This window comes from unidentified bacterial endosymbiont (genome assembly GCF_918797525.1).
GTDB lineage: Bacteria > Pseudomonadota > Gammaproteobacteria > Enterobacterales > Enterobacteriaceae > Enterobacter.
Window position 1 is genome coordinate 3,234,460 of sequence record NZ_OU963893.1, and the last position, 12,186, is coordinate 3,246,645.

Annotated in this window: 11 protein-coding genes and 1 pseudogene; 3 read left to right on the forward strand and 9 right to left on the reverse strand. The window is 53.2% G+C overall.

Translation table 11 applies throughout. From position 1 onward, the window contains the following. Positions 1–18 precede the first annotated feature (18 nt). The 7 genes from potI to nfsA all read right to left on the reverse strand — a co-directional run bounded on the left by potI (position 19) and on the right by nfsA (position 6,737). Complete coding sequence (gene potI, locus NL510_RS15360) at positions 19–864, reverse strand: putrescine ABC transporter permease PotI (protein ID WP_253377988.1); 846 nt, start codon at positions 862–864, stop codon at positions 19–21. After that, positions 861–1,814, reverse strand: coding sequence for a putrescine ABC transporter permease PotH (gene potH, locus NL510_RS15365; RefSeq protein WP_253377989.1), 954 nt, complete (start codon positions 1,812–1,814; stop codon positions 861–863). The genes potI and potH overlap by 4 nt, the downstream gene beginning before the upstream one ends. A gap of 10 nt (positions 1,815–1,824) precedes the next feature. Continuing rightward, positions 1,825–2,958: a putrescine ABC transporter ATP-binding subunit PotG gene (potG, locus tag NL510_RS15370; protein WP_253377990.1), complete on the reverse strand. Its 1,134-nt coding sequence runs from the start codon at positions 2,956–2,958 to the stop codon at positions 1,825–1,827. Between the two features lie 100 nt (positions 2,959–3,058). Beyond that, positions 3,059–4,171 (reverse strand): spermidine/putrescine ABC transporter substrate-binding protein PotF, encoded by a 1,113-nt coding sequence (gene potF / locus NL510_RS15375; RefSeq protein WP_253377991.1) that lies wholly within the window; start codon positions 4,169–4,171, stop codon positions 3,059–3,061. A gap of 349 nt (positions 4,172–4,520) precedes the next feature. Next, on the reverse strand, positions 4,521–4,997 hold the full coding sequence (locus tag NL510_RS15380; RefSeq protein WP_253377992.1) for a YbjN domain-containing protein: 477 nt from the start codon (positions 4,995–4,997) through the stop codon (positions 4,521–4,523). A 63-nt stretch (positions 4,998–5,060) separates the two neighbouring features. Next, positions 5,061–5,963, reverse strand: coding sequence for a 30S ribosomal protein S6--L-glutamate ligase (gene rimK, locus NL510_RS15385; RefSeq protein ID WP_253377993.1), 903 nt, complete (start codon positions 5,961–5,963; stop codon positions 5,061–5,063). 51 nt (positions 5,964–6,014) lie between these two features. Then, positions 6,015–6,737, reverse strand: coding sequence for a nitroreductase NfsA (gene nfsA, locus NL510_RS15390; protein WP_253377994.1), 723 nt, complete (start codon positions 6,735–6,737; stop codon positions 6,015–6,017). Positions 6,738–6,921: 184 nt separating this feature from the next. Here nfsA and NL510_RS15395 point away from each other — a divergent pair, with 184 nt between their 5' ends. Continuing rightward, positions 6,922–7,173 carry a GrxA family glutaredoxin gene (locus tag NL510_RS15395; RefSeq protein ID WP_253377995.1) on the forward strand — a complete coding sequence of 84 codons (252 nt, stop codon included), beginning with the start codon at positions 6,922–6,924 and terminating at the stop codon, positions 7,171–7,173. 30 nt (positions 7,174–7,203) lie between these two features. On the opposite strand, the gene NL510_RS15400 is transcribed toward NL510_RS15395, so the two are convergent. Continuing rightward, positions 7,204–7,578, reverse strand: coding sequence for an inner membrane protein YbjM (locus NL510_RS15400; RefSeq protein WP_253377996.1), 375 nt, complete (start codon positions 7,576–7,578; stop codon positions 7,204–7,206). 271 nt (positions 7,579–7,849) lie between these two features. On the opposite strand from NL510_RS15400, the pseudogene NL510_RS15405 reads away from it, so the two are divergent. After that, a pseudogene (locus NL510_RS15405) lies at positions 7,850–9,542 on the forward strand (aspartate:alanine antiporter). Positions 9,543–10,547: 1,005 nt separating this feature from the next. Continuing rightward, the gene (locus NL510_RS15410) at positions 10,548–11,561 is read left to right on the forward strand and encodes a hypothetical protein (protein WP_253377997.1); all 1,014 of its coding nucleotides are present in this window, start codon (positions 10,548–10,550) and stop codon (positions 11,559–11,561) included. A 65-nt stretch (positions 11,562–11,626) separates the two neighbouring features. Here NL510_RS15410 and NL510_RS15415 read toward each other — a convergent pair whose 3' ends face one another. Then, entirely contained in the window at positions 11,627–12,184 is a 558-nt protein-coding gene (locus NL510_RS15415) for a TetR/AcrR family transcriptional regulator (RefSeq protein WP_253377999.1), read from the reverse strand. Positions 12,185–12,186 lie beyond the last annotated feature (2 nt).

A 12,186-nucleotide genomic window follows, 5' to 3' on the forward strand; every position in this document is an offset into this window, starting at 1 on the left:
CTGGAAATAGTCATTCGTTCAGCCGCGTCTTGCACGCTGGATATCGCGTACGCGTTGCTTTTCCGCGCGCGCCATCAAATACCAGGCGATAAATCCGACTATTCCGACGACGCCAAGGATGATGGATGCCAGCGCGTTGATCTCCGGGTTCACCCCCATGCGCACGCTGGAGAAAACCAGCATCGGCAGCGTCGTCGCCCCCGGGCCGGAGACAAAGCTGGCAATAACCAGATCGTCAAGCGAGAGCGTAAACGCCAGCAGCCAGCCGGAGATCACCGCGGGCATGATCATCGGCAGCGTGATAATGAAAAAGACCTTCAGCGGCGTTGCGCCAAGATCCATCGCCGCCTCTTCAATGGAACGATCCAGTTCACGCAAGCGCGAAGAGATGACCACCGCCACGTACGCGGTACAGAAGGTTACGTGCGCCAGCCAGATGGTGAGCATGCCGCGATCCGCAGGCCAGCCGATGGCGTGGGCCAGGGCGACAAACAGCAGCAGCAGCGACAGCCCGGTGATGACGTCTGGCATGACCAACGGCGCGGTGATCATAAACGCAAAGCCATTGGCGCCGCGAAAACGCCCAAAGCGCACCATCACCAGCGCGGCGAGGGTCCCGAGAACACAGGCCATGGTGGCCGCCAGGGCGGCAATGGTCAGGCTCAGGCCTACCGCGCTCATCATGGCCTCGTCGCGGAACAGTTCGCTGTACCAGCGCGTCGACCAGCCCGCCCACACAGTGACCAGCTTTGAGCTGTTGAACGAGTAAATCACCAGCATCAGCATTGGCGCATACAGGAAGGTAAAGCCAATCACCAGGATCAGAATTCGCCACGGTGAGCGCACGACCGGTAAGTTATTCATCCGTGCTCTCCCATCTGTTTTTGCTGATGTTTATGGAACCACATGATTGGCACGATCAGTACTAACAGCATTACGATCGCCACGGCCGATGCCACTGGCCAGTCGCGGTTGTTAAAGAACTCCTGCCACAGCACGCGGCCAATCATGATGCTGTCCGGGCCGCCGAGCAGTTCAGGGATCACAAACTCCCCCACCGCAGGAATAAACACCAGCATCGACCCGGCAATAATGCCGCCTTTGGTCAGCGGGACGATCACACTAAAAAAGGTTTTCAGCGGCCGCGCGCCGAGATCCAGCGAAGCTTCCACCAGCGAGTAATCAATGCGCGTCAGAGCCGTATAAATCGGCAGCACCATAAACGGCAGGTAGGCGTAAACAATCCCGATGTAGACCGCGAGGTTGGTGTGCAGAATGGTTAACGGCTGGTCGATGACGCCAAGCCACAGCAGAAAGTTATTCAGTATGCCGTTGTTTTTCAGGATCCCCATCCACGCGTAAACGCGGATCAGGAACGAGGTCCACGACGGCAAAATAACCAGCAACAGCAGTATGTTACGCGTCGACGGTTTACTGTGCGCCACCGCCCACGCCAGCGGGTAACCCATTATCAGACAGCAGAGCGTCGAGATCCCCGCCACCTGCAATGATTGCAGGTACGCTTCGAAATAGAGCGGATCTTCCGTCAACTGCAGGAAATTGCCCAGATTCAGGGTCAGCGTGAGTTGTCCGTCGGCCCATGTCCACAGGTCGGTGTACGGTGGGATCGCCCGCGCCATCTCCGCCAGGCTGATCTTGAAAACGATCAGGAACGGCAGCAGAAACAGCAGGATGAGCCACACGTAGGGGATGGCGATTGCCAGCTTACGGCCGTGCGCCATTTGCATACGCGCCAGCGAGTGGGCAAAACCCGCCGGTTTTTTGACCCGGGCTGGAGGTTCGAATGTACTCATTGTCCTCTCCTTATACCGTCAGCACGACGCAACTGTCCGCGTCCCAGTACAGGCTCACTTCATCGCCCCAGGTCGGCTGTCCCTTGCGGTAGCGATGTTCGTTCTGCAACTGGGCGCTGAGCATCTGTCCGCTTTTCAGACGCACGTGATAGATAGAAAGATCGCCCAGATAGGCAATGTGTACCACTTCGCCCACGGCAAAGTTATACCCGTCGGCTGGCGGTTCTTCGCAGAGCATGATTTTCTCGGGGCGCAGCGCCACATACACCGGCACGTTATCAACAACGGAGTTATCAGCGTCGACTTTCAGCGGATGGACAAGTCCATGAGAGTCAATGACCAGACCGTCATCCTCGCGGGCCTTCAGCACCCCTTCGAAGACGTTGACCGAGCCGATAAATTCTGCGCTGTAGCGGGTGGTCGGATGTTCGTAAATCTCTTCCGGCTCGCCAATCTGCACGAACTTACCGCGATTCATGATCGCAATACGCCCGGCCATGGTCATCGCCTCTTCCTGGTCGTGGGTGACCATCACGCAGGTGGCGCCTACGCGCTCCAGAATATCCACCACTTCTAACTGCATGCGGTCGCGCAGTTTTTTATCCAGCGCACCCATGGGTTCGTCGAGCAGCAGCAGTTTCGGGCGTTTCGCCAGGCTTCTGGCCAGCGCCACGCGCTGGCGTTGACCGCCAGAAAGCTGATGTGGTTTACGCTTTGCGAACTCCTGCATGTGCACCAGGCTCAGCATCTCGGTCACGCGGGCGCTGATTTCCGCCTTCGGCAGTTTGTCCTGCTTGAGACCAAAGGCAATGTTCTGCTCAACCGTCATGTGCGGAAACAGCGCGTAGGACTGGAACATCATGTTGATCGGGCGCTGATACGGCGGCACGCTGGAAAGGTCGACGCCGTCCAGCACGATCTGTCCCGCCGTGGGCTGTTCAAAACCAGCCAGCATGCGCAGTAAAGTTGATTTACCGCAGCCAGATGCCCCGAGCAGGGCAAAAATTTCCCCTTTATAGATAGTCAGGCTGACGTCATCCACGGCATGCTGGCCGTCAAAGGATTTAGTGAGGTTACGAATTTCAAGCAGCGGGGTCAGCGCTTTACGGACTTTCGCCTGCGGGCGGGGGATCGCATCATTCACGGTGTGTTCTCCGGCAGAAATCAAACAGGGTGCAGGCGCACCCTGACGGTGCGCCTGTTGCCGGGACGCTGTGCTTACCCGGCCTGGATCACACGGAAAATTACTTGCCGCTTTTCACCTTAGTCCACGCACGGGTACGTACGCGGTCAATTTTGGGCTCCTGAACCTTCAGTGTAAAGAGCTTAGCGAAGACATCCGCAGGCGGATAGATAGCCGGATTATTACGGATCGCTTCGCTGACCAGCGGAACAGACGCCTTGTTGCCATTAGCGTAGTAAACATGATCGCTAATGTGGGCAATCACCTCCGGGCGCATCAGGTAGTTGAGGAACTGATAGGCTTCGTCTTTGTTTTTCGCATCCGCCGGCATGGCGAAGACGTCGAAGAACGCCAGCGCACCCTCTTTCGGAATGAAGTAAGAAACATTCACGCCGTTCTTCGCCTCTTTCGCGCGGTTAGCCGCCTGCCAGACATCGCCTGCCCAGCCGATAGCCACGCAAATATCGCCGTTTGCCAGGTCATTAATGTACTGAGAAGAGTGGAAGTAACGAATATTTGGCCGCAGCTTCAACAGCAGATCGGTTGCCGGACCGGTGTAGTCATCGGCTTTAATGCTGTTGGGATCTTTACCCAGATAGTTGAGCACGGTGGCGAAGATCTCTTCTGGCGCATCGAGGAGAGAGACGCCGCAGCTTTTCAGCTTCTCGAGGTTTTCCGGCTTCAGCACCACGTCCCAGCTATCGAGCTTAACGTCCGGGCCCAGCGCCGCTTTGACTTTATCGACGTTATAGCCAATGCCGGTTGTCGCCCAGAGGTAAGGCATCGCGTATTTGTTGTCCGGGTCATGCTTAGCCACTAGCTTTAGCACGTCCGGATCGAGGTTTTTCCAGTTCGATAATTTGCTTTTGTCCAGCGGCTGGAAAACACCGGCGGTTAGCTGGCGCTCAAGGAAGCTCGCGGACGGCACCACAAGGTCGAAACCGGTGCTGCCCGCCATCAGTTTTCCTTCCAGCACTTCGTTGGAATCGAACACATCGTAGACCACTTTAATCCCGGTCTCTTTTTCGAAACTGGCAACCGTATCCGGCGCAATATAGTCAGACCAGTTATAAACATGCAGCGTTTTTTGTGGTGCAGCGAGCGTGCCGGCAGAGACGGCCATCAGAGCGCCCGCAACCAGACCCGACAACCATTTTTTATTCAAGGCGATCATCTCTTTATTCCTTCTGAAGCTCGTTAACACACGAGCTGAAACTGTGCACTCAGGAGATATGCAATAATCATGCATAGTTTGTCGCTCTGCCCGACATAAAATAAAGCCTTATACCCGGCAGGATCCGCTCGCTTTTTTAAGCATTGCAAGAATAACTGTAGCCCGTGTATCCGGCTATAGCCCAGACGAAAAAACGCCTTTTATCAATTTTTTATGCAAGTTATGTCTATGTGATAAGCCGAAATGGCCTGCGAGGAGGTGAAAAATTCTTTAAGAAAAGGTTAAAAGCAGCACAAAAAATGGCGTTATGCAGTCGCTCTGGCAGCGACTGCGCAAAAGTCACACAGCTTTAGTGGAGAAAATTGGGCGACGCGTCGGTATTCTCTGCGTCATCTTCCGGGCTGTACAGCAGATGATGGGCGTTGGCTTCCATCATCACCATTGAAATTTGCTCTTCGCTCATGCGCACAAACCAGGCGAACTGTTTTAAGGAGAGGCCAGCACCGGAGAGTATAGACTGGCAAACGACCAGTTTCGGTAGGTTATCATCCTGGATATCGAGAAAGGCTTTAACCGTCAGCGAACTGGCATTGATGGCCGAGAGATCGGATGCCAGCGTCAGCAGCGCAGAGGGTTTAACCTCCGCCAGGGCCGAGAAAAGAATAACGTCGTCAACCAGGTCGATTTTGGCATCAAATATACCGTCAAAATTTTGCATATGAGGCAGATGCAGCGCCTGGCAGGAGTCGCATTCAAAAAAGGTAATACCGGCATCGTCAAGCCATTGTCGTAACGTATCCAGTGTTGGAACGACCTGTAAATCCATCGCTGTGTGGCCTCTTTTATAAAAACTTCATCAAGATTACGCAAAAAATTAATATTAATCTATTTAACCGCCCGTTTTCAGACAGTAGCCCGGGGTGGCGTGCCGCTCGATCCATAAGATCATTTTACCCGCGATATCGACGCCGGTAGTTTTTTCCACCCCCTCCAGCCCCGGCGACGCATTGACCTCCATCACCAGCGGCCCACGCGTTGCGCGCAGCAGGTCAACCCCGGCAACGTCCAGCCCAAGCGTTTGCGCCGCTTTCACCGCAATCTCGCGCTCGCGCTCGCTGATCTCAGCAACCCGCGCTACGCCCCCACGATGAAGATTGGAGCGGAAATCGCCCTCTTTCGCCTGCCGCTCAATGGCCGCGACCACTTCATTACCTACCACGAAGCAGCGAATATCGCGCCCTTTGGCCTCTTCGATATACTCCTGCACCAGAATGTGGGCATTGAGGCCGCGAAAGGCGTCAACTACGCTTTCTGCCGCCTGCCGCGTTTCTGCCAGCACCACGCCAATACCCTGCGTTCCTTCCACCAGCTTAATGACCAACGGCGCGCCGCCGACCATGTCGATCAGATCGCTGGTATCATCCGGTGAATGGGCGATTCCGGTAACGGGCAGATCGATACCCTGGCGGGCAAGAAGCTGGAGCGAGCGCAGTTTATCGCGGGCGCGAGAAATGGCGACAGATTCATTGAGCGGGTAGCTGCCGAGCATCTCAAACTGGCGCAACGCCGCCGTGCCGTAATAGGTTATCTGGGATCCAATGCGAGGGATCACCGCATCGAAATGCGGTAATTTGCGCCCTTTGTAGTGAATCGACGATGCCGCAGGATCGATGTTCATATAACAGGACATCGGGTCGATGATCTCAACCTGATGTCCCCGTTTAGCCGCCGCTTCTCGCAGGCGTTTGCATGAATAGAGCGTTCCATCCCGGGACAAAATGGCAATTTTCACCCTGCACCTCTCTAAAAACATGGAAAAAGCCTGCGTATCATACAGAATGAACTATCGCGTCGCCCAGCCCTGTTTATGCAGATAATCAAGAATAAACGGACGATTTTCTTTGATGATGGTGCGACGGATATGGTCAGTCCAGGTATCGCGACGGTTATTGCTGTCTCGCGTCAGGTAGTAGTTCGCTAACTCGTCGTCATACTGATCCAGTACATTCTGATCGACCGGCTGGTAGTGATTCTCATGCACCAGCATTGCAGCGGGAATACGCGGTTTGAGACTGGGGTTATCTGCCGGCCAGCCGAGGCACAGGCCGAACAATGGCAGGACATGTTTTGGCAGTTTCAGCAGTTCGGTCACGCTTTCGATGTTATTACGCAGCCCACCGATGTACACCCCGCCTAAACCCAACGACTCGGCTGCCGTGAAGGCATTTTGCGCCATCAGCGCGGTATCCACGACACCGAGCAGCAGCTGTTCGGCAAGGCCCAGCTCGGCTTCAGGGCAAATCTGCAGGTGGCGATTGAAATCAGCGCAGAACACCCAAAACTCAGCCGCCTGGGCAACATGTTTCTGCCCACCTGTCAGCGTTACCAGCTTTTCACGCATCGCCGGATCGGTAATACGAATAATGGAGCTGCACTGCAGGAAGCTGGAGCTGGAGGTTCCTCTTGCGCTATCAATAATCGCTTCACGTTGCGCCTGGGTGATAGGTTCATCGGTGAAATGGCGGATTGAACGGTGGGAACGGAGCAGGTCAATGGTTGGCGTCATCTTGTCTCTCTTTTTCTGACTGAAAACGTATGGCAGCCAGTATAGGCAATCATGCGCGGCATGTAATTGGCGAAACATAGCCTGATGATATTAAAGTGACAGGCGAAACCTTCTTTTCATGACGGCAGGTTATCGTGCACACCAGGCGTTCTTCGCCGTCAGGCTTGTTTTTGAGGAGAGAGAAATGTTTGCCGTTATTTTTGGAAGTCCAGGATGCCCTTATTGTGCGCGCGCGAAAGCGCTGGCAGAGAAACTGACCGAAGAGCGTGATGATTTTAACTTCCGTTATGTGGACATCCACGCGGAAGGCATCAGCAAAGCGGATCTGGAAAAAGAAACCGTCCCGCAGATCTTCCTCGATCAGAAACACATTGGCGGCTGCATCGATTTTGAAGCCTACGCCAAAGATAACCTGGGGCTATTTGCCGCTCAGTAACACCCGGACGCCCTCACCCGAAGGGCGTTTTTATTTGTCATGCCTGCGTCGATACAGCAAACTACGCACAAAGAGAAAGCATAGCGCCCCCAGCGCGCACCAGAACACGCCGCTCAGTAACCATGCCAGCTCCTGCCAGAGGCTTCTCGACGGGACATACATCAGACGCATCAGCAGCAGGCACAACGGTGCTGCAAGCATCGCGCCCAACAAAGGCTTAACGACTTCGCCTTTGTGAGAGAGAAAACTCGCCACCGCCCCCGGAAAAATAAAAAAGAGCAAGCCCAGTTCAGGATGACCAGAGGCTCTGAACGCACCTTTCACATTAAACGCGAGCGACATACAAACGACCGTAAACAGCAAAAAGCAACTGACCAAACCCGCCCAGTTTCGTTTTATGTTCACACTATCCTCCCGACCTCTCTACCAAATACACCTTCGTCCAGTGGACGCCCAGTCAGATAAAGCAATACGGCATTCCATGCCAAAGTACGCACATTGTGATGCGATAATAGGTAGCTGTCGGTAGCTAATACGATTAAACTAGCCACCTGCTGTTGTTTTTTGGAAATTATCAGGAAGCAGGGAGTGATGAACACTTTCCCTGACACTAAAAACAGTAGCCCAAATAGTCCGTTCATTCAACAACTTACTGGTAAACAAGAAGTTAGCCTCCGTGAATATAAACGTCGCAGACTTGTTAAATGGGAATTACATCCTGTTATTATTTGTGGTACTTGCCCTGGGTCTTTGCCTGGGTAAATTGCGACTGGGTTCAGTCCAACTTGGTAATTCCATTGGCGTTTTAGTCGTCTCCTTATTATTAGGCCAGCAGCACTTCAGCATTAACACGGATGCACTTAATTTAGGTTTTATGCTGTTTATTTTTTGTGTTGGCGTGGAAGCAGGGCCCAACTTTTTTTCAATTTTCTTCCGTGACGGCAAAAATTATTTGATGCTGGCGCTGGTGATGGTGGGTAGCGCCCTGCTAATCGCGTTAGGGCTGGGTAAACTGTTTGGCTGGGATATCGGGGTTAACGGCCGGAATGCTTGCGGGCGCCATGACATCGACGCCGGTACTGGTGGGAGCGGGTGATACCCTGCGCCATTCCGGTATGGCGGGTTCGCAACTGTCCACCGCGCTGGACCACCTGAGCCTGGGTTATGCCCTGACCTATCTGATTGGTCTGGTGAGCCTGATTGTTGGCGCTCGCTACCTGCCAAAACTGCAGCACCAGGATCTGCAGACCAGCGCCCAGACGATTGCCCGCGAGCGTGGCCTGGATACTGACACCAAACGTAAAGTCTATTTGCCAGTCATTCGCGCTTATCGTGTCGGGCCTGAGCTGGTGGCGTGGGCTGACGGCAAAAACCTGCGTGAGCTGGGCATTTATCGCCAGACGGGTTGTTATATCGAACGCATCCGCCGCAATGGGATCCTGGCGAATCCGGACGGCGATGCCGTGTTGCAAATGGGAGATGATATCGCGCTGGTCGGTTATCCGGATGCCCACGCCCGCCTCGACCCTAGCTTCCGTAACGGCAAAGAGGTGTTCGACCGTGATCTACTCGACATGCGAATCGTTACCGAAGAGATTGTGGTGAAAAACCATAACGCTGTCGGCCGCCGTCTGGCGCAATTAAAGCTGACCGACCACGGTTGTTTCCTTAACCGGGTGATCCGCAGCCAGATTGAGATGCCTATCGACGACAACGTCGTTCTCAATAAAGGCGACGTCCTGCAGGTTAGCGGCGATGCCCGCCGCGTAAAAACAGTTGCCGACCGTATCGGCTTTATCTCTATTCACAGCCAGGTCACCGACCTGCTGGCCTTCTGCGCCTTCTTTATAGTGGGCCTGATGATCGGGATGATTACTTTCCAGTTTAGCAACTTCAGCTTTGGCATCGGTAACGCCGCCGGACTGCTGTTCGCCGGGATAATGCTGGGATTCCTGCGCGCGAACCATCCGACCTTCGGCTATATTCCGCAGGGCGCGCTGAACATGGTAAAAGAGTTTGGCCTGATGGTGTTTATGGCCGGTGTGGGGTTAAGCGCGGGCAGCGGTATTGGCAGTAGCCTGGGGGACGTCGGCTGGCAAATGTTGGTTTCCGGACTTATCGTCAGCCTGGTGCCGGTGGTGATTTGCTTCCTGTTTGGCGCTTACGTGCTGCGCATGAACCGCGCTCTGCTCTTCGGGGCAATGATGGGCGCACGCACCTGTGCCCCGGCGATGGAAATTATCAGCGACACCGCGCGCAGCAACATCCCGGCGCTGGGGTATGCAGGAACCTATGCAATCGCCAACGTCTTGCTGACCCTTGCCGGTACGCTGATTATCATCATCTGGCCAGGACTGGGGCTCGGATAACGCTCAGGTTCGCGCGCAGGTGAAATTATTTTCGTCATGCGCAGAACTTTTCTCGCAGGAGGCAGTCATAACTATTGCCACTGCTTTTCTTTGATGTCCCCAATTTGTGGAGCCCATCAACCCCGCCATTTTGGTTCAAGGTTGATGGGTTTTTTGTTGCCTGAAAAATCATTTTATGGATTAAAGCCGTTACACGCATGGAATTAGCTTATTGGCGACAGACTTTTACACGTCAGGTTTGATTCCACAAAATCGAGCTTTAAGCTCACCCGCCTCTGATTTTTGCGGCTCCGTATGAAAGCACATAGCCAACTATCAGTGCCCCAAAACACCCGGCGAATTTCATCCATGTACTTTCAAACCAGAAGAATGACCCGATAGCAAAAATTACAGCCAGAAAGGTGATGGTTCCCTCAATTGCGTGGGACATTAACGATTTTACAAATTTCATTCTGTATTTCTTTGCAATCAATAGGGTGTCCTTCAATGAACATGAGGTTAGGCGCTACCTTCCTGGTGCTAAAAAATCTGCGGCCACCATGATATAAAATGGCCATGCGCCGCGCTTCACTCCGCTGGCTACGATGGTTTAACAATTTCATGGCGCTTTCCAGTAACTGTAAAACAGGGGGGGAATTATATAAAACACAAGTAAAACAAAGGGTAAGGAATGAATGCCACATGGTGGCAGCGATCGTCATCACCCCATAATCGCCACTCCTGACAACTAACCCAACTCAGTAGCGTTTTAACAAGTGATTGTTTTACGAGCCCATTTACATCAATGGTTATTTGTTGCCCGCAATCCCTGCTTATCCCTTCTACACCTGATCTCCTCGCCAGAACAAGCGAGCCGTGTATATATTTCAGGCAAACCTGTTATTTACGGCTAACCTTAAAGTGGCTGCCCACACAGTGTAATTACCTGCCTTATGCTGTTATACCGCCAAATGTTATCTGAAAATCAGACAAACAAACTACAAGGTATTAAAAGGAGATGTCAGGATGGCTGAAAATACTAACCCTACCCGCCCGCCCTATGAACACCACGTTGTTGACCACCAACGTGCCGTCGTGCTTAAACGTATTTCGTGGAGCGCGGTTTTCGCAGGCGTCATTATTTCGATGGTTATCTACCTGCTGCTTGCGATTTTAGGTACCGCAATCGGCGCGAGTACCATCGATCCACTTAAAGAGCAGAATCCTTTAGAGGGTATTGGCACAGGTGCGGCAATCTGGACGGGTTTGAGTATGTTGATCTCAATCGCCGTGGGTGCGTACGCCACCGGTCGTCTGGCCCAACGAGAAGGCGCTTTACACGGTTTGTTGATGTTTGGTGTTAACACCCTACTCTGCGCCTGGTTTGTTATTGCCGTCGTTAATAATACCGTAAGCGGCACCATGAACGTGTTGGGTGCGGGTTTGCAAACGGTAGGAAGCGGTCTGACCGCGCTGGCCCCTCCCGCAAAAGATATGGTTAAACAAAAACTGCAGGAAAATAATATCAATCTTGATACTCTGCAAAACGAACTTGAAACCACGCTGCGTCAAACGAATAAGCCGGAATTACAACCTGAAACGCTGGAAAATAAAGCGCAGAATGAAGTGAATAATGCGCAAAATCAGGCCGAACAGACCGCCAATAACCCTCAACAGGCGGATACTGATATCCCTGCCTTTATAAAGGGTTTAATTGATCGTAATCAGGATACCTTCCAGGCGGCAGATCGCGACGCGCTAAAAAATATCATCAAAGCGCGTACGGGCAAAAGCGATCAGGAAGCTGAACAGATCGTTACTCAGGCGGAACAAACCTACCAACAGGCCCGGGCAAAATATGCGGAAGTTAAAAAGCAGGCTGAACAGCAGGCCCGTGAGGCTGGCGAAAAAGCCGCCGCTGCGGCAGCAAAAGCCAGCTGGTTTACCTTCTTCATGCTGTTGATCGAAGCGGTTCTGGCTGGCGCCATGGGAATGGTTGGACGTCGTACACAACCTCGTACGGCCGTTACCCACTACTAATTCTGCAGGCTCTTAGTTACGTTTTTCTGTTCCGTACCCGTTTACTCACGTAAGCGGGTATTTTTTTACGATTCTGACGACGATGATGCCGCTATCCTCCCCACCATCGCGCGGATCTCTTCCCGGGATAAGGGTTCCCTGTCCGTGACAAAGTGCAGCGTCATCCCTTCGATAAAAGCGTCCAGCGCGCGGGTGGTTACCGGGTCAAACCACTGTCCGAGCGTCATCTGGCTCATCTTCATCCACTCCTGCATAACGCTTTTGAGCGCCGCACTGCGGTTCATAAAGGCATACAGTTGGTACATCAGTTCCATGTTGTGCGCAGTGGTCACTGACGAGCTGTGAATTAAAGTCGTTATGGATTCACACGCCATTTCCGGACCGGTGACACCCGCGAAGAATTGCCGATACTGTTGCGACATTTGCTGTGTAAACCACGTAAAAGCCTCTTCGAGCAGTGACTCTTTGCCGTCGAAATAGTAGGTCATTGACCCCAGCGGCACCCCCGCGCAGCTGGCAATTTTACGGTGCGTAACAGCGTGAATACCGTGCTCTGCGATGGTATCCAGCGTCGCCTGCAGGATCTTCTCCCGGCGCTGCGGATCGTTCGGTGATCTGCTCATAA